Genomic DNA, 18,590 nt, shown 5'->3' with positions numbered 1-18,590 from the left:
CATCATGGCCGATCACCCCGTTTGGCAACCTTCCGCCGCCCGTCTGGCCGGCGCGCACCTGACCGCGTTCACCCGACTGGCCGAAGCCGCCTGGTCCCGTGACCTACCCGATTACCACAGCCTGTGGCAAGCCAGCGTAGACGACCCGGCCACGTTCTGGTCGCTGGTGTGGGACTACGCCGGCGTGATCGGCGACAAAGGCGAAGCAGCGCTGGAACACGGCGACGACATGCTGTCCGCCCGCTTCTTTCCCAAAGCCCGGTTGAATTACGCGGAAAACCTGCTGCGCCGCAACGACGACAGCCTGGCGGTAAGCTTTCGCGGCGAAGACAAAGTCAGCCGCGAACTGAGCCATGCCGAACTTTGCGCACTGGTGTCCCGCCTGCAGCAAGCCATGCGCGCTGCTGGTCTGCGCATGGGTGACCGGGTGGCCGGCTTCATGCCCAATATGCCCGAAACACTGGCCGCCATGCTGGCTGCCGCCAGCCTTGGCGCAGTATGGACCAGCTGCTCGCCGGATTTCGGCATTGACGGCGCCATCGACCGCTTCGGCCAGACCGAGCCGCGCCTGCTGTTCTGCCCGGACGGCTATTGGTACAACGGCAAACAGGTGGATATCCGCGACAAGATGCTGGCCCTGGCCGAAGGCCTGCCTTCGGTGGAAAAAATCATTGCCGTACCGTATCTGGGCGAGACGGCGGTGTTTGCCGAAAGCCTGCCGCGCACGCTAACGCTGGCCGATTTCATCGCCCCCTACCGCCCCGCCCCGCTGCATTTCGAACGCGTGCCGTTCAAGCACCCGCTGTTCATCCTTTACTCCAGCGGCACCACCGGCAAGCCCAAGTGCATCGTGCACGGCACCGGCGGCACCCTGCTGCAGCACCTCAAGGAACACCAGCTGCACAGCGACATCCACGCCGGCGATCGCTTTTTCTACTTCACCACCTGCGGCTGGATGATGTGGAACTGGTTGGTCAGCGGCCTGGCCAGCGGCGCGGCGCTGATGCTGTACGATGGTTCGCCCTTCGCCGCTCAGGGCAAAGTGCTGTGGGATTACGCCGAGCAGGCCGGCTTCACCCATTTCGGCACCTCGGCCAAATATATCGACGGCTTGCGCAAGATTGATCTGGCACCGGCCCGCCATTGGCGACTGGCGCCGCTGCGCGCCGTGTTCTCCACAGGCTCCCCGCTGGTGGCGGAGAGCTTTGACTGGGTGTACGACAACATCAAGCGCGACATCAATCTGGCGTCCATTTCCGGCGGCACGGACATCGTGTCCTGCTTCGCGCTGGGCTGCGCCAGCCTGCCGGTGCATCGCGGCGAACTACAATGCCGCGGCTTGGGCATGGCGGTGGACATCTATGACCACGCCGGCAAGCCGGTGCGCGGCGAAAAGGGCGAGCTGGTCTGCACCCGTCCCTTCCCCTCCATGCCGGTGGGCTTCTGGAAAGATGCCGATGGCAGCAAATACCGCAGCGCCTACTTCGCCCGCTTCTCCCATATCTGGTGTCATGGCGACTTCGCCGAGATCACCGAACACGACGGCATGATCATCTACGGCCGCTCGGATGCCGTGCTCAACCCCGGCGGCGTGCGCATCGGCACGGCGGAAATCTACCGGCAAGTGGAAACCTTCGACGAGGTGATCGAAAGTCTGGCCGTGGGCCAGCGTTGGCAGGACGACGAGCGCGTCGTGCTGTTTGTGCGCTTGCGCGACGGCCAGGCGCTGGACGAGACGCTGACCAGCCGCATCAAGGAGAAAATCAAGCTGGGCGCCAGCCCGCGCCATGTGCCTGCCCGCATAGTAGCGGTGGCCGATATCCCGCGCACCATCAGCGGCAAGATCGTCGAACTGGCGGTGAAAAACATCATCCACGGCGAAGCGGTCAACAATCTCAGCGCGCTGGCCAATCCGCAAGCCTTGAAGCTGTTCGAGAACCTGCCGCAGTTGCAATCCTGAGAGACGCGCCAAGGCCGTTGTCAGGCATGGCGCTGCTGTACTGTGTCATCCGGGGCCGCCGCCAGCGGCCCCGTTTGCGTTGAGCGCGGTCAAGGAGCCCGCTCAGCGCCCGCGCGCATACTCGGGGCATACCAAGGAGTCCGCCATGCAACGCCATCCTGCCCTGTCCGGGTTTTCCAGAGAACACCATACCGCGCTGTCGCTGGCTGCGCGGGCGCTGCGCGCGGCCGAGCATTCGCTGCCCGAGCGAGAAACCCTGGCGGCCAGGCTGCGCGAAGCCTGGGACAGCAGCCTCGCCCCGCATTTCGCCGAGGAAGAAGCCACCTTGCTGCCCTGGCTGCTCCGGCAGGGCAAAGACATCATGGCCCAGCGCATCAGTCAGGAACACGAACTGATGCGCAGACAGCTGCTGGAACCCGATCTGGCCAGCCCGGAAAAACTGGCCGCCTTCGGCCAACTACTGCAACAACATGTGCGCTATGAAGAGCGGGTAGTGTTTCCACTGGCGCAGAACATGCCGGACTTTCCCAGCCTGGCGGCCTTGCTGGAAGCCCGCTGACAAAGCCCCTCCAGCCATGCGCCTCCAGGTCTTACGCCCTGCACTGCCTGCGCAAGCGGGCTAGCCCTCAGCCGTGGCGCAGTATTTTTGCTAGCCGCTCTTGGCAAACATCGGCCCAGCAAAAACGCGCCGGCGACTTGCATCACCCGGCGCGTTGCGGTTTTTCCATCCTGTTTGTTCAGTGATTCATCCGCCGCATCAGGCCGAACAATTCCACCTTCTCGCGCGGACGCGCGCCTTGCCAGATCAGCTGCCAACCCGGCTCGGCCAAGCCTTGCTCACGACTGCGCATCACCAGTTCGTATTCACAGGGGCTGGTCGTGCCCGCAGGGTACGGCACCAGATTGATGCCCGAGTAGTACCGCCAGCTGATGCGGGCAATGACATTGCGACTTTCCGTCGCCACGCAGCGCGCCTCCGCCGGCATGGCCTTGACCATGCTTTCCACCACCGGACGGTAACTCTTGGCCGCATCCAGCCAGGGCAGCCACAAGGTCAGCGCCAGCCCCCAGAACAGCGTGATGCCCGCTGCCCAGTTGGTGACCGCTTGCCGGCCTCTCAAATGGCGACGCGTCACAGCCCATACCCAGGCCGCAGTGGCCACGAGCGCGAACACGGCCGCCACCAGCGACACGTGCGGCACATAGTAGGGGCTGAAATACTGCGCCCGGCCAGCCAGCCGTTCCGGCCAGCCATAGTTCATGGCCGCCCAACCGGCCCACACCAGCAAGCCGAAGAAGCCGAAAGTCATCAGACCGAACCAGTTGAGGAAGGCCGCCGCGCCGCGCCGCAGATTGTCCAGCTCCACCGCAGCCAGCACCGACAACGGCAACAGCAAGGGCATGGCGTACTCCATGCTCTTGTTTTCCGACAGGGTCAGCAGCAAGAGAATGACGGCGAAAAACACCAGCGGCAGTTGCAGCAAGGGCTCGTCGTAACGGCGGCTGCGAAACAGCGTCCAGGCCGCCAGCGGCCAGGCCGGCCAGGCAAACCACACCACGTTGAGGGTGTAATAGCCAAAGCTGTGAAACAGCGTGACATGACCGAAACCGCTCAAGGGGCCCAGCGCATGGTGCTGCCACCACACTTGGTATAGCGCCGGATAACTGCGCGCCAGTTGCATCGGCCAGATCAGCATCACCGGCACCGCCACCAGCAATGCCATGGCCAGCGTGATGGCGTAGCGCTTGTTGCGCCAGGCGCTGAAGGTGGGCAGCATGGCCGCCACCGCCCAGATCAGCATGACTTCCAGCAGGCTTGAACTGAGGAAAATCGCGCTGGTGGCCGCGCCCAATACCGCGCCCGCCAATCCGGGCGAACGCAGGGTAAGCGACAGGGCATAGAAGGCCGCCGCGAAACCGGCGAAAGTGGCAGTGACGGTACTGAGCAAGTGGCCGGTGACAATAAGCCCGATGCAGCCGATGAGGATCATCACCACGCTGCGGCCATGGCGACGGCCGATCAGATCGCGCCCGCTCATCCCCGCCAGCAACAAGGCCAGCGACATGAACAGCGGCGTTGCCAGCCGGGCCGCGTCATGCGCGGGCAGCAACCAGGGAGAGAACAGTTTGACGAAGCAGGCGGCCACCCAGTAGTACAGCGGCGGGTAGTCGAGATAGGGCATGCCGTCCAGCGTGGGTAGCAGCCAGTTGCCCGTGCGCAGCATGCCATCGATGACAGCCATCACATAGGGTTCGTCCGGCTTCCAGGGGTCGTGGCCGATGACGCCGGGCCACAGCCAGATGAAACAGAGCAGCAAGAGCACCCACGGTTTTTCCGTTGGCGCCGGCAAGGTGGCGGATTGCGGGGTGTACGTCAGCATCGGGTCGCGCCGGAATGGGAAACGCTCATTTTAATGGCCAGCAACGAAAAAAGGCAGCCGAAGCTGCCTTTTTTGTCTTACCGTTTCTTGCAAGCTTAGCGCTTGAAGAAGCTGCCGAACTTCTGGTTGAACTTGTCAACGCGACCGGCAGTGTCAACGATCTTCTGCTTGCCGGTGTAGAACGGGTGGCACTGGGAGCACACTTCAATGTGGAAGGCGTCTTTGGCCATGGTGGATTTGGTAGCGAACTTGTTACCGCAGGAGCAGGTAACTTCCACTGCCGTGTAATTCGGATGAATGTCAGCGCGCATTTGAGCTTCCTTTGATTAACGGGCACAGGGGTTTTGCCTGTGCTGCATGAACAAGAGGCGCATTATGCGCCCATCGCTCCGGCTTGACAAGTCTGCCCGGAGCGAGGCGCGCCCAAACACCTCTCACCAAACTTACTGGCGACGCCAGATGGTGCCCTGAGCGCCGTCTTCCAGCACGATGCCCTTGGCCAGCAGTTCGTCGCGGATGCGGTCGGACTCTGCCCAGTTCTTGTTGGCGCGCGCTTCCTTGCGCGCCACGATCAGGGCTTCCACCTCCTCGGAGGACAGCTCGCCCTCGCCCACCCCGGCCTGCAGGAAAGTCTCCGGGTCGCGCTGCAACAGACCCAGCACGCCGGCCAGATCCTTCAACAGGCGCGCCTGTTGCAGATCGCGGCTCTTGTTGACCTCGCCGGCCAGATCGAACAGCACCGCCACGGCTTCGGAGGTGCTGAAGTCGTCGTCCATCGCCGCCTTGAAACGGGCGGCGTAGGGGTTGGCCCAGTCGATGCCGTCGGAGGCCGGCAGGCTCAGCCCGCGCAAGGCGGTATAAAGGCGGGTCAGCCCCTGCTTGGCGTCGTTGAGAATGCTGTCGGTGTAGTTCACCGGGCTGCGATAGTGGCTGCGCACGATGAAGAAACGCACCACCTCGCCATCGAAATGCTGCAGCACGTCGCGGATGGTGAAGAAGTTGCCCAGGCTCTTGGACATCTTCTCGCCGTCCACATTGATAAAGCCGTTGTGCAGCCAGTAGTTCACGTACTGATGGCCGTGGGCGCCTTCGGACTGGGCGATTTCATTCTCGTGGTGCGGGAACTGCAGGTCCTCGCCGCCGCCGTGAATGTCGAAATGCTCACCCAGATGATGGCAACTCATCACCGAGCACTCGATGTGCCAGCCCGGACGACCGGGGCCCCAGGGGCTGTCCCAGGACGGCTCGCCCGGCTTGGCGGCCTTCCACAGCACGAAGTCCAGCGGATCGCGCTTGTTGGGGTCGATTTCCACGCGCTCGCCGGCGCGCAGTTTGTCCAGCGTGCGGCCCGACAGCTTACCGTAGCCTTCAAATTCGCGCACGGCGTAGTACACATCGCCATTGGCCGCCGGATAGGCTTTGCCGTTGGCGACAAGTTGCTCGATCAGCGCAATCATACCGCCCACATGATGGGTGGCGCGCGGTTCGAACGTGGGCGGCAACAGGCCCAGCGCGGCGGCGTCCTGATGCATGTCAGCGATGGTTTCCTCCACCAACTGCTCCGGGCTGATGCCGCGCTCCAGCGCGCGATTGATGATCTTGTCTTCGATGTCGGTGATGTTGCGCACATAGGTCACGTCGTAACCGGATTCGCGCAGCCAGCGGTAGATCACATCAAAGGCGGCCAGCATGCGGGCATGGCCGATGTGACAGAGGTCATACACGGTCATGCCACAGACGTACATACGCACCTTGCCGGCTTCGATAGGACGGAAGACTTCTTTCTGGCGGGTCAGTGTGTTGTACACGTTGAGCATGGTTGCGCTGCCTATGTCAGGGGGTAAAAGGAAGATTGTATCAGAGTCGTCAAGCCCCTTCCCGCGCGACGGGCCCGGATGACAGCCAATGTCGCAAGAGAAGGGGCTTACGGAAACTCGTCAGGTCCACCGGTCAAAACCGGCCGGACCGGATTCCAGATGGGGTCAGACCGCCGGCCATTCAATGCGGCGGTAATCAGGCAGGCCATGGCGGAACACCGGCATGCGCTCTCCCTGCATCAGCGGCAATACGTAATCGAGAAAAGCCGGCGTCACGCTGAAGCCGTCCGCGCCAATGTACTCCGGCGGCAATGCTTTTTCCTGATCGCCCACCACGCCCAGCGGCACGGCGTCCACGTCCCAGCGGTAAGGGATGCCCGGCAAGCGGCGGATGCCGGCCATCAGGCCGGTCTTGCCCGCCAGCGCCCACTCCACGCCCTTGCAGCCCATGGTGTAGGCCTGCTCGATATCCGTGGCCGAGGCCAGATGACCGGCGGCGCGCTGCAGATAATCCACCTGCGCCACATGCGCGGACAGGCCGCGTTCGCGTTTGATCAGCGCCGCCAGCCAGCTGCCTACGCCGCCCAGTTGCTCGTGGCCATAGATGGCTGAAGGATTCGCCTCGGTGACAAAACGGCCGTCCGGCCCTGTGATGCCCTCGGCCACGGCCACGGCGCACTGACCGTAGCGCGCCATATTGTCGTCCACCGCCGCCAGGAACTTGTCTGCGTCAAACGGCACCTCCGGCAACAGAATGATATGCGGCGCCTGGCCCTCCTTGCGTCGCGCCGCGCCGCAGGCGGCGGCCAGCCAGCCGGTATGGCGGCCCATGGCCTCCATGATGAACACCCTGCCCCGCCCCATGCTGATCATGTCCAGCCCCACTTCCAGCATGGTGCTGGCCAGAAACTTGGCCGCCGAACCGTAACCGGGGCTGTTGTCGGTGCCCATCAGGTCGTTGTCGATTGTTTTGGGGATACCAATCACCCCCAGCGGGTAGCCGGTTCTGGCCTCAAAATCGGCCAGCCGCTCGGCACAGCCCAACGAACCATTGCCGCCGTTCACCAGCAGATAGTGGATACCGTGGCGCTGCAACACATCGCGGATGCGCAGCCAGTCTTCCGGCGCCTCCTCATAACTGCCCACCATGCGGCGGCTCACGCCAAAATGCCCGCCGGGCAGATACCCCAGCCGCGCGATGCCCTCGTCCGGTACCAGATCGGTATTCACCAATCGTCCGTCCAGCAGGCCGGCCAGTCCGTCCAGCGCGGCATAGATGGAGACGCCCAGCTTGCGCGCGGTTTCGATCACGCCTTGCGCCGAGGCGTTGAGCACGGCGGTGGGGCCGCCGGATTGCAGGTACAGCATGCGGGGTGGGGTCATGAGCATGTCCTGTTTTGGCTATGGTGATGCGGTCGATGCTAGGCCGCCATGTTGTAGCCGGCAAATTACATTGGCAAGGATTGGATTTGGCTCAAGGTTTGCCGAAGCCGGCAGACGCCCGTTACTCAGACTCAGGCGTAAATGGCAGAAAATTTTCATATTCACGGCAACAATCTGCGATACATTATCGAATCAGCGCAATATATTAAACATTCATTTACAGCAGATTTTCCGGCTCATGCCATCCGCCCCCCTTCCCGTACTTGTCCCGGTGTTCATGGTTACCGAGGTGCTCAACTGCGCCATGCTGATGGTGCTGGCTTCGCTATGGCGCACTCGCTTGCCCGGTTGCCGCGAATGGATGGCGAGCATGGCGGCCGTGATCGTCTATCTGCCGCTGCTGGGCTTGCGCGGCATCATCCCGGACAGCCTGTCGATTGTGCTGGGCAATACCATGCTGGCGCTGTCCGCCGCCAGCCACTACGCCGGTTGCGCGCGCTTCCTGCGCCAGTCCGTCCCCGTGCGTGCGCTGACTCTGGGTGTACTCTGGGTGGCGCTGGGCGTATCGGCCTGCCACTATCTGGTGGAGAGTCTGGCGGGGCGCGTGGCGACGGTGTCGGTGTTTCTGGTGCTGTTGTTCAGCGTTGAATCCCGCCTGTTGCTGCGCCACCGCATTCGCGAGCACAAGCCCGCCGTCTATTGGGCCTCGGCCCTGTGCGCAGCGCTGCTGGCCGCCCTGCATCTGGCGCGCGGGCTTTATTTCGCCACCGGCCAAGCCGAAGCCGACCAGCTGCTGGCGCCCAGCCTTGCCAATGTGGTACTGCTGTCGCTGTCCGCCGCCATGATGCCGGGCCTCGCCATGCTGGCGGTGTTGCTGCTGCACGAATCCATGCTGGCCGACATGCGCTATCAGGCGCACCACGACGGCATGACCGGCTCGCTCACCCGCCGGCAGCTGGAAAGCCAGGTGGCTGCGCTGATCCGCGAGGCGGAGCGGCAAGCCGCTCCCCTGTCCCTGCTGGTGATCGACTTCGACCACTTCAAGCGCATCAACGACAACCACGGCCATGCCGCTGGCGACCAGGTATTGCAGGCCTTCATGCGCATCGCCCGCGCCCATATGCGGCAACAGGACCTGATTGGCCGGATGGGCGGCGAGGAGTTCGCCATTCTGCTGCCGGGCGCATCGGCCGATGCGGCGCGCCAAGTGGCGGAACGCCTGCGCCGCGCCGCCGAAGCGCAAGCGGTAACCGTGGCCGACAAGCTATTGCCCTACACCCTCAGCATCGGCGTGGCCACGCTGCTGCCGCAAGAAGGCTTTGCCGAGCTGTATCGCCGCGCCGACCGGGCGCTGTATCAGGCCAAGCACAGCGGGCGCAATCGCGTCTGCCCGGCCCTCGACGCGGAAGCGCTGCCTGTCGGCGCCTGAGGGCACGCGCTGCTTGAGCTGCATCTCAGCCTGAACAGGCCGGCTTCAATTCATCAGCAATAAAAAAAGCCCCGCCATGGCGGGGCTTTGCTTCGGCCAACCCGGGTTGGCGATGGGGCTTACTTGCTCCAGTTGTCGCGCAGGCCAACCGTGCGGTTGAACACCACCTTGCTGCCTGGCTGATGTTCATAGCGATCGGTGACAAAGTAACCGAGACGCTCGAACTGATAGCGGGTTTCCACCGGGGCACTCAGCACGGCGTCTTCCACATAGGCGGTGATGGTTTTCAGCGATGCCGGATTGAGGAACTGGCGGAAATCGACATATTCGCCATCCTCGCCGCGCACGGCGTCCGGGCGCGACTCGGTGAACAGGCGGTCGTACAGGCGCACTTCTGCGGGGATGGCGTGTTCGGCCGACACCCAGTGGATCACGCCCTTTACCTTGCGGCCTTCCGGGTTCTTGCCCAGCGTGTCGTGGTCGATGGAGCACTTCAGCTCCACCACTTTGCCATTGGCGTCCTTGATCACTTCTTCGCACTTGATCACGTAGCTGTAACGCAAGCGCACTTCGCCGCCGGCGGTCAGGCGCTGCCACTTGGGCGGCGGCACTTCGGCGAAGTCGTCCTGCTCGATCCAGATTTCGCGGGCGATGGGCACTTCGCGCTCGCCGAATTCAGGATGATGCGGATGGAAAGGCGCGCTGCGGCTGGCGGTCACGGCGGCGTCGTAATTGGTGAAGCTCACCTTGATCGGGTCCAGCACCGCCATCACGCGCGGCGATTCGTTTTCCAGCATCTCGCGCACAGCGCCTTCCAGCACGCTCATGTCGATGATGTTCTCGCCCTTGGACACGCCGATGCGCTGGGCAAACAGGCGGATGCCGGCCGGGCTGTAGCCGCGACGGCGCATGCCTTCGATGGTGGGCATGCGCGGGTCGTCCCAACCGGACACCAGGCCGTCATTCACCAGCGCCTGCAGCTTGCGTTTGGAAGTGAGCGCGTACAGCAGTTCCAGACGGGAGAACTCGTACTGGCGCGGATGGCAAGGAATGGTGATGTTGTCCAGCACCCAGTCGTACAAGGGGCGATGGTCTTCGAACTCCAGCGTGCACAAGCTATGGGTAATACCTTCCAGCGCGTCGGAAATGCAGTGGGTGTAATCGTACATCGGGTAGATGCACCACTTGTCGCCAGTGCGATGGTGATGGGCGCGGCGGATGCGGTAGATCACCGGATCGCGCAGGTTGACGTTGCCCGAAGCCATGTCGATCTTGAGACGCAGGGTGCGGCTGCCGTCCGGGAACTCGCCGTTCTTCATGCGGGTGAAGAGGTCGAGGTTCTCTGCCGGCGAGCGGTCGCGGTAGGGGCTGTTCTTGCCCGGCTCGGTCAGGCTGCCGCGATAGGCGCGCATTTCTTCTGCGTTAAGGTCACAGACAAACGCCTTACCGCTGTTGATCAGCTCGACGGCGTAATCGTACAGCGCGTCAAAGTAGTCGGAAGCGAAACGCACATTGCCGTCCCACTGGAAACCCAGCCAGGTCACGCTGTCCTTGATGGACTGCACGTACTCGTCGGATTCCTTCTCCGGATTGGTGTCGTCCATGCGCAGATTGCACTTGCCCTGGTAATCGTCGGCCAGGCCGAAGTTGAGGCAGATGGACTTGGCGTGACCCACGTGCAGGTAGCCGTTGGGCTCCGGCGGAAAGCGGGTGACGATGGACGTGTGTTTGCCGGAGGCAAGGTCCTCATCGATGATGTTGCGGATGAAGTTGCTGACGACTGGCGCGTTGTTTTCCGTGCTCATGATTCTGGCGCTGGCGAAATAATGGCAATCGGCCATTGTAACCGACTTGATCGGCAATTTTAAGCGCAGCGCCCGGCCCCACGCGCGGCCCTGCCGGGAGCTGGCCCGCAAGGCGCGGGAATCGCATGCTTACAGCAAGCGGCGACCGGCCAGTTTCTCCAGCCGCGCCAACGGCGATGCGGCCGGGTCCGCCATTTTGTCCGCCGGCAGCCACAAAGTCTGCTCCAGCATGAACTGGCCGGACATCACAGCGTGCGACACGTGGTCGGAAAAACAGATCCACATGCAACCGGCGGGAAACGGCATGCTTTCCTGCGGGCAGTTGGCCTGATAGCTCATGTCCGCTTTCATGGCGTCATGCAGGTTCAGCATGATGTGGTCGTAGGCGGAACGCTTGCGCTTGGTGATTTTCAGCGCCGCCATCAGCGAGGCGGAGCCAGGCCATTGTCGCGGTACGCGCGGCAGCATGCGCCGCGCCATGTCGTCGAAAGGCTCTCCCACGCGCCACACGCGCGGCTCGCCCTGCGGGTTGATGTTGCAGAACACGCGCAAGATGCGCTCGCCGTAAGTGGGGCGCGACGGAAAAGCGTCCACGTGCAGACGGCTGTCGTCCTTGCGCCAGGAAGTCTGGCGATTCTCCACTCGCATCAGGCGCAGGCTGGTGGGCGCCGCGCGCAGCTTGCCCTGATACTCCGGCAGCAAGCGCGCCACCGTCGCCATGGCCGCTTCGCGATAGCGATCGATCAGCGCGCGCACCGCCGCCTGGTTGCCGGCGTCGGCCACGCCGTGCAGCTTGCCGTCCACGCCCGGATCCAGGCTGATGTTCTTGCGGCCCGGGTCGGCCACGGCGGGGTTCATCAGCGCCCGCTCTTGCTCCAGCAAGGCGAAATCCGGCCGGCCGATGAACAGCACCTTGCCGTTTTCCAGTTGTTCCACCAGGCCGCCCTGCGCATCGGCCCCCACGTGAATGATCTGACTTTGCGTCATGTTATGGCTCCCTTTCTTCCGGCGTAGACTGGGCACATTGTTACGCCGGTAAACCGCCTAGCTTACGCCCCCGTCATGAGCAAGTCACATGCCTGCGGCGCGGCGAACTGGCGAAACGCGCCGCTTTGACGGACAATCGCAGCCCCGCCTCGCACCCCACCCTTCGGCAAACCCTATCGCCGCCGGGGTCAATTCATCAGAAAAAACAATCGTTTATGATGAAAGGCGAGGAAAAACATGGCATAATCGCCGGTTACCCGCAGGCCTTGCGCCGCGCCCAACAGCAGACAGCATTCAGCATGACGACACAGCACGCCGCCAAACCCATCACCTCTTACCGCCAGTACTGGGCCAGCCGCTTCGGCACTGCCCCGTTCCTGCCCATGAGCCGCGCCGAAATGGACCAGCTTGGCTGGGACTCCTGCGACATCATTCTGGTGAGCGGCGATTGCTACATCGACCACCCCAGTTTCGGCGTGGCGCTGATCGGCCGGCTGCTGGAAGCGCAGGGTTTCCGCGTGGGCATCATCGCCCAGCCGGACTGGCACTCGGCGGACGCCTTCCGCGCATTGGGCAAGCCCAATCTGTTCTTCGGCGTCACTGCCGGCAACATGGATTCGATGATCAACCGCTACACGGCTGATCGCAAACCGCGCTCCGACGACGCCTACACCCCGCACGGCGAGGCCAACAAGCGCCCGGACCGCGCCGTCACCGTCTACGCCCAGCGCTGCCGCGAAGCCTATCCGGGCATCGGCGTGATGATCGGCTCCATCGAAGCCTCGCTGCGCCGCATCGCCCACTACGACTACTGGAGCGACAAGGTGCGCCAGTCGGTGCTGGTGACCTCCAAAGCCGACATCCTGCTGTTCGGCAACGCCGAGCGCGCGGTCGTGGAAATCGCCCACCGGGCAGCCAAAGGCGAGAAGCTGAGCGAAATCCGCGACGTGCGCGGCACCGCCTTCATGGCGCCGCACGGCTGGCTGCCCGACGACGAGTGGCAGGAGATGGATTCCAGCGTGGTGGACCTGCCGGGCAAGGTGGACCCGCACCTGAACCCGTATCAGGAAATCCCGGAGCAAGCCGCCGAGGCGACAAAAAACAGCGACCCGACCGCGCCGCAAGTCATCCGCATTGAATCGCGCGAAGAGCGTTTGGCCAAGCGCCGCGCCGAACGCGCCAAGACCGTGATCCGCATCCCCGCCTACGAGGCCGTGGCGCATGACCCGGTACTGTACGCGCACGCCAGCCGCACCCTGCATCTGGAATCCAATCCCGGCAACGCCCGCGCCATGGTCCAGTTGCACGGCAGCCGCGATGTCTGGCTCAATCCGCCGCCCATCCCGCTCACCACTGAAGAGATGGACCACGTATTCGGTTTGCCCTACGCCCGCAATCCGCACCCCAGCTACGGCAACGCCCATATCCCAGCCTGGGAAATGATCAAGTACTCGGTCAACATCATGCGCGGCTGCTTCGGTGGCTGTACTTTCTGCTCCATCACCGAGCACGAAGGCCGCATCATCCAGAGCCGTTCGGAAGCATCCATCCTGCGCGAGATCGAAGAAATCCGCGACAAGACCCCGGGCTTCACCGGCCACATTTCCGACCTGGGCGGCCCCACCGCCAATATGTACCGGTTGTCCTGCAAGGACCCCAACATCGAGCGTTCCTGTCGCAAGCTGTCCTGTGTGTACCCGGACATCTGCGAGAACCTCAATACCGACCACAGCCACCTGATCCAGCTGTACCGCAAGGCGCGTGCACTGCCGGGCGTGAAGAAAATCAACATCCAGTCCGGCCTGCGCTACGACCTGGCCGTGCGCTCGCCCGAGTACATCAAGGAGCTGGTGCAGCATCATGTGGGCGGCTATCTGAAGATTGCGCCGGAACACACCGAAACCGGTCCGCTGTCCAAGATGATGAAGCCCGGCATGGGCGCCTACGACAAATTCAAGGAGCTGTTCGAACGCTTCAGCCGTCAGGCAGGCAAGGAACAGTATCTGATCCCCTATTTCATCGCCGCCCACCCCGGCACCAGCGACGAAGACATGATGAATCTGGCGCTGTGGCTGAAGAAGAACAACTTCCGCCTCGACCAGGTGCAAACCTTCACCCCGACGCCGATGGCGCTGGCCACCACCATGTGGCACACCCGCCGCAACCCGCTGAAGCGGTTGGGTCGCAGCTCGGAAAAAGTGGACGTAGTGCGCGACGGTTATCGCCGCAAGCTGCACAAGGCCTTCCTGCGCTACCACCATCCGGACAACTGGCAGATCATCCATGACGCACTGGTGCAGATGGGCCGCACCGACCTCATCGGCCACAGCAAGCAGTGCCTGATCCCGCCCACGCCGCCGGGCGACAAGGCCGCCGCCGCGCGCCACCGTTTCAGCGGCGCGGCGCACGGCAAGACGCAGGCCCAACGCAACAGCCAGCCCATCAACGCCAGTCGCGCCAAGCCGGCCGCCGGCAAACCGCGCGGCGCAGCCCCGGCCGGACGCCCGCCGGTAAAAAACGGCGGCAAGAACAAACACAGCCGATAAGAACGGCCAGCAAGACAACGCAAAAAACCTGAACCAAGACGCACCGACGCCAGCACTACAAGGCGCACAGCGCGCTGGATCAGGCGTTTTGTCAGCGAATCCAAGCCCCACGGCGCGCCGCTTCCCTGACGGCGTGCCCCACCCCGATGAGGTTTGCCGCCATGCGCATTGCCTTCCAGCACAGCTACGCCGAACAACTGCCGGACGCCTGGGCGGCAGCCCGGCCGGACGCGCCATCCGCGCCGGTCCTGTTGTACTGGAATGCCGGGTTGGCCGAAGAGCTTGGCCTGCCCACGGTGGATGAGGCGACGCTGGCCCGCCTGTTCTCCGGGGCGCAACTGCCCGACGGCGCCCGTCCCATCGCGCAAGCCTACGCCGGCCACCAGTTCGGCGGGCTGTCGCCCTCCCTGGGGGATGGCCGCGCCCTGCTGCTGGGCGAAGCGACAGACCGCTTCGGCCAACGTCGGGACATCGCCCTCAAAGGCAGCGGCCGCACGGCGTTTTCCCGGCGCGGCGACGGCAAGGCCGCTGTGGGCCCCATGCTGCGCGAACTCATCCTGGGCGAAGCCATGCAGGCGCTGGGCATCCCCACCACCCGCGCACTGGCGGTCTGCGCCACCGGCGACACCGTATATCGCGATCGCCCGTTGCCCGGCGCGGTGCTCACCCGGGTAGCCGCCAGCCATCTGCGCGTCGGCACCTTCCAGTACTTCGCCATTCGCGGCGACCGCGAGTCGCTGCGCCGCCTGGCCGACTACACCCTGCAGCGCCACTACCCGCAACTGGCCGAGCAAGACCAGCCCTGGCTCGCCCTGCTGGCGGCCATCTGCGAGCGTCAGGCTGATTTGCTGGCGCGCTGGATGCATGCGGGCTTCATTCATGGCGTGATGAACACCGACAACATGGCCCTCAGCGGCGAAACCATCGACTACGGCCCTTGCGCCTTCATGGAAGCGCATCACCCGTCCACCGTGTTCAGTTCCATCGACGAACAAGGCCGCTATGCCTACGGCAACCAGCCGGCCATCGCGCAATGGAATCTAGCCCGGCTGGCGGAAACCCTGCTGCCGCTGATCCAGCCCGACGACCCCGCTGCCGCCGTCCCGGCAGCCAGCGACGTGATCGACGCCTTTGCCGAACAGTATCAGCAATGCTGGCTGACGCAGGGCCGCCGCAAGCTGGGCCTGATGGGCGCCGAGCCCCGCGACGAAGCGCTGCTCTACAACTGGACCGCCCTGCTCACCGACAATCAGGCAGACCACACCCTGGCCTGGCGCGCGCTGGCGGATGAGGCGGCCGGCCAGCCCGCCGCGTTGCGCGCGCTGATTGCCAATCACGCCGCGCTGGACGACTGGCTGGCGCAATGGCGCGCCCGCCTGGGCCCCAGCGCTCAGGCCGCCACAACGTTGGCCGAAGCCCTGCGTTCGGCCAACCCGCTCTATATCCCGCGCAATCATCTGGTGGAAGAAGCGCTGGCCGCCGCCAGCGAATACGGCGACATGGCGCCCACCCTCGCCCTGCTGGACGTGCTGCGCAGCCCCTTTGACCAGCAATCCGGGCGCGAGCGCTACGCCCAGCCGGCAGCGCCGGAAGTGGCGCAGGACTACCGCACCTTCTGCGGCACCTGAGCCGAACTTGCATCGCGCCCGCATCGCCTGCATAAATTGAGGGTAACCTTGCCGCCTTAGGCCAAACCGTCACCCGGACTCCTGGCATGCCAGACACCCTCAAACTCTCAGAACTCATCGGCTCGCTCAGTTATGCGCTGGACCTCACCGAAGGCCAGCCGGTTGGCCATTGCGTGCGCAGCTGCTGGATAGGCGTGCACATCGGCCGGCATCTCGGCCTGGCGGACGATGCCTTGTGGGAGCTTTATTACGCCATTCTGCTGAAAGACCTCGGCTGCAGCAGCAACGCCGCCCGTATCAGCGAGCTTTACCTCGCCGACGACCGTCTGTTCAAACAGGATTTCAAACTGGTGGGCGACAGCCTACCGCAGATGCTCGGCTTCCTTTTCAGCCACACGGGTCGCCACGCAGGCTGGGCCGATCGCCTGCGCTCCATTCTCAACGTACTGCGCAACGGCAAGAAAATGGCCGACGAACTGATCCATACCCGTTGCCATCGCGGCGCGGATATTGCCCGTCAGCTGCGCTTCAACGAAAACGTGGCGCGCGGCATCCAGTCCCTGGACGAGCACTGGGACGGCAGCGGTCGCCCGCTGGGCGCGGCGGGCGACGCCATTCCCCTCAACGCGCGCATCGCGCTGCTGTCGCAAGTGATCGACGTCTTCCACGTTACCGGAGGACGCGAGGCCGCCGTCGCCGAGACCCAGCGGCGCGCCGGCGGCTGGTTCGATCCGGCGCTGGTGCGCACGTTTGCCGAAGGCCCAGCCCGCGATGAAGCCTTCTGGCGCACCTTGGAATCGGACGACATCGACGCGGCGGTATTCGCACTGGAGCCCGCCTGCCATCACATGACGGTGGACGAAGACTATCTGGACGACATCGCCGAGGGCTTCGGCCTGGTAGTGGACTCGAAAAGCCCTTTCACCGCCGGGCACAGTCAGCGCGTGGCGCATTACGCCGATGCCATCGCCCGCGACATGGGTCTGGACGACTCACGCCGGCGCTGGCTGCGGCGCGGCGCGCTGCTGCACGATGTGGGCAAGCTGGGTGTCAGCAACACCATCCTCGACAAACCCGGCAAGCTGGACCCGGAAGAATGGGTCGCAGTCCAGCGCCACGCCGTCCATACCCGCGAAATCCTATCCCGCATCGGCCTGTTCCACGAACTGGCCGACGTCTCCGCCGCGCATCACGAACGCCTGGACGGCAAGGGCTATCCGCTGGGTTTATCCGCGCCCGACATCGCGCTGGAAACCCGCATCATCACCACCGCCGACATCTTTGACGCCATTAACGCCGAACGCCCTTACCACCCTGAAACCCCGGTGCCGGAAACACTGGACATCATGCGCAAGAATGTCGGCAGCGCCATCGACCCGGACTGCCTGGCCGCGCTGGAAGGGGTATTGCGTCGCGAAGGGTTGCTGGACTGAAACGCCGTCATTCCAGCCGCCCCACTCTTGCTGACAGCGCACGACGGTCGCATATCGACACCCCTGTGCGACAGGCGTAGCATGGTTTCAACCACTTCACCAAGAGGGACACTGCATGACCGACGAGAAGAAATCCCCCGCCACTCCCGAAACCCAGTCCAACCCCGCCGTCGCTCCCGCACCCGCTGCGGCAGCCGCGCCGGCCGCAGCCAAACCCGCGCCGCGCCGTCGCGCGCCCACCAACGCCAAACGCGTTCACGACGAATCGGTCAAAGCGATCGAATCCGTCAGCCATGAGCCGGTTGCCCTGCAAGTGGCCGCCGCGCCCCACGGCACCAGCGAAGACAGTACCACCGCCGAACTGCCGGCCGGCTTTCCGTACCGCACGCGCATGCGCCGCGCCGAGTACGAGAAAATCAAGATGGAGCTGCAAATCGAGCTCCTGAAAGTGCAAAGCTGGGTGCGTGAAACCGGTCAGAAGATCGTCATCCTGTTTGAAGGCCGCGACGCCGCGGGCAAGGGCGGCACCATCAAGCGCTACATGGAACACCTCAACCCGCGCGGTGCCCGTGTCGTGGCGCTGGAAAAACCCTCCGAGCGCGAACGCGGCCAGTGGTATTTCCAGCGTTACATCCAGCACCTGCCGGCCGCCGGCGAAATCGTCTTCTTCGACCGTTCCTGGTACAACCGCGCTGGCGTTGAGCGCGTCATGGGCTTCTGTACGCCCGATGAATACCTGGAATTCATGCGGCAGACGCCGCAACTGGAACGCATGCTGGTCAACAGCGGCATCAAACTGTTCAAGTTCTGGTTCTCCGTCAGCCGTGAAGAGCAGTTGCGTCGCTTCATCTCCCGCCGCGACGACCCGCTCAAGCACTGGAAGCTGTCGCCCATCGATATCCAGTCGCTGGACAAGTGGGATGACTATACCGCCGCCAAGCAGGCCATGTTCTTCCACACCCATACCGGCGACGCACCCTGGACTGTAGTGAAATCCGACGACAAGAAGCGTGCCCGCCTCAACTGCATCCGCTACTTCCTGTCCCAGCTGGATTACCCCAACAAGGACCCGCGCGTGGCGCACGCCCCCGACCCGCTGATTGCCGGCTTGCCAGGCGACATGCTGACGGATGAGGAAAAATCCTCCCTGCGCTTCCCGGTGTAAACGCAAGAAACAGCTGCGCTCCCAATCAGGGGCCTGCCGGATGGCAGGCCCTTTTG

The 18,590-nt window shown here is 63.9% G+C and carries 13 protein-coding genes; 7 read left to right on the top strand and 6 right to left on the bottom strand.

All coding sequences use genetic code 11. The features are described from left to right. The first annotated feature begins 4 nt into the window (after positions 1-4). Together Q0P52_RS13360 and Q0P52_RS13355 are read left to right on the top strand one after the other, a co-directional pair. Positions 5-1,960 (top strand): acetoacetate--CoA ligase, encoded by a 1,956-nt coding sequence (locus Q0P52_RS13360; protein ID WP_293763244.1) that lies wholly within the window; start codon positions 5-7, stop codon positions 1,958-1,960. Between the two features lie 145 nt (positions 1,961-2,105). Further along, entirely contained in the window at positions 2,106-2,519 is a 414-nt protein-coding gene (locus Q0P52_RS13355) for a hemerythrin domain-containing protein (protein ID WP_293763246.1), read from the top strand. 178 nt (positions 2,520-2,697) lie between these two features. Here Q0P52_RS13355 and Q0P52_RS13350 read toward each other — a convergent pair whose 3' ends face one another. The 4 genes from Q0P52_RS13350 to Q0P52_RS13335 form a co-directional block, all read right to left on the bottom strand. After that, a complete protein-coding gene (locus Q0P52_RS13350) occupies positions 2,698-4,341 on the bottom strand; it encodes a hypothetical protein (protein WP_293763248.1) in 1,644 nt (547 codons plus the stop codon). Between the two features lie 95 nt (positions 4,342-4,436). Further along, positions 4,437-4,652, bottom strand: coding sequence for a 50S ribosomal protein L31 (rpmE, locus tag Q0P52_RS13345; protein ID WP_293763250.1), 216 nt, complete (start codon positions 4,650-4,652; stop codon positions 4,437-4,439). 132 nt (positions 4,653-4,784) lie between these two features. Beyond that, a complete protein-coding gene (gene cysS / locus Q0P52_RS13340) occupies positions 4,785-6,158 on the bottom strand; it encodes a cysteine--tRNA ligase (protein ID WP_293763252.1) in 1,374 nt (457 codons plus the stop codon). A 165-nt stretch (positions 6,159-6,323) separates the two neighbouring features. Further along, positions 6,324-7,541 carry a 6-phosphofructokinase gene (locus Q0P52_RS13335; RefSeq protein WP_293763254.1) on the bottom strand — a complete coding sequence of 406 codons (1,218 nt, stop codon included), beginning with the start codon at positions 7,539-7,541 and terminating at the stop codon, positions 6,324-6,326. A gap of 238 nt (positions 7,542-7,779) precedes the next feature. Between Q0P52_RS13335 and Q0P52_RS13330 the strand changes: the two genes are divergently transcribed. After that, a complete protein-coding gene (locus Q0P52_RS13330) occupies positions 7,780-8,970 on the top strand; it encodes a GGDEF domain-containing protein (RefSeq protein ID WP_293763256.1) in 1,191 nt (396 codons plus the stop codon). Between the two features lie 119 nt (positions 8,971-9,089). Here Q0P52_RS13330 and Q0P52_RS13325 read toward each other — a convergent pair whose 3' ends face one another. Next, the gene (locus Q0P52_RS13325; protein ID WP_293763258.1) at positions 9,090-10,775 is read right to left on the bottom strand and encodes a glutamine--tRNA ligase/YqeY domain fusion protein; all 1,686 of its coding nucleotides are present in this window, start codon (positions 10,773-10,775) and stop codon (positions 9,090-9,092) included. Positions 10,776-10,904: 129 nt separating this feature from the next. After that, on the bottom strand, positions 10,905-11,762 hold the full coding sequence (locus tag Q0P52_RS13320; RefSeq protein ID WP_293763260.1) for a Kdo hydroxylase family protein: 858 nt from the start codon (positions 11,760-11,762) through the stop codon (positions 10,905-10,907). Positions 11,763-12,061: 299 nt separating this feature from the next. On the opposite strand from Q0P52_RS13320, the gene Q0P52_RS13315 reads away from it, so the two are divergent. The 4 genes from Q0P52_RS13315 to ppk2 all read left to right on the top strand — a co-directional run bounded on the left by Q0P52_RS13315 (position 12,062) and on the right by ppk2 (position 18,534). Next, positions 12,062-14,308, top strand: coding sequence for a YgiQ family radical SAM protein (locus tag Q0P52_RS13315; RefSeq protein ID WP_293763262.1), 2,247 nt, complete (start codon positions 12,062-12,064; stop codon positions 14,306-14,308). 161 nt (positions 14,309-14,469) lie between these two features. Beyond that, the gene (locus Q0P52_RS13310) at positions 14,470-15,936 is read left to right on the top strand and encodes a protein adenylyltransferase SelO (RefSeq protein ID WP_293813720.1); all 1,467 of its coding nucleotides are present in this window, start codon (positions 14,470-14,472) and stop codon (positions 15,934-15,936) included. Positions 15,937-16,022: 86 nt separating this feature from the next. Then, positions 16,023-17,369, top strand: coding sequence for an HD-GYP domain-containing protein (locus Q0P52_RS13305; protein WP_293763266.1), 1,347 nt, complete (start codon positions 16,023-16,025; stop codon positions 17,367-17,369). A 307-nt stretch (positions 17,370-17,676) separates the two neighbouring features. Next, positions 17,677-18,534, top strand: coding sequence for a polyphosphate kinase 2 (gene ppk2, locus Q0P52_RS13300; protein ID WP_293763412.1), 858 nt, complete (start codon positions 17,677-17,679; stop codon positions 18,532-18,534). Positions 18,535-18,590: the final 56 nt, after the last annotated feature.

The sequence above is a fragment of the uncultured Aquitalea sp. genome (assembly GCF_945957525.1).
Lineage (GTDB): Bacteria > Pseudomonadota > Gammaproteobacteria > Burkholderiales > Chromobacteriaceae > Aquitalea.
This window is presented reverse-complemented; position numbering and strand designations above follow the sequence as displayed.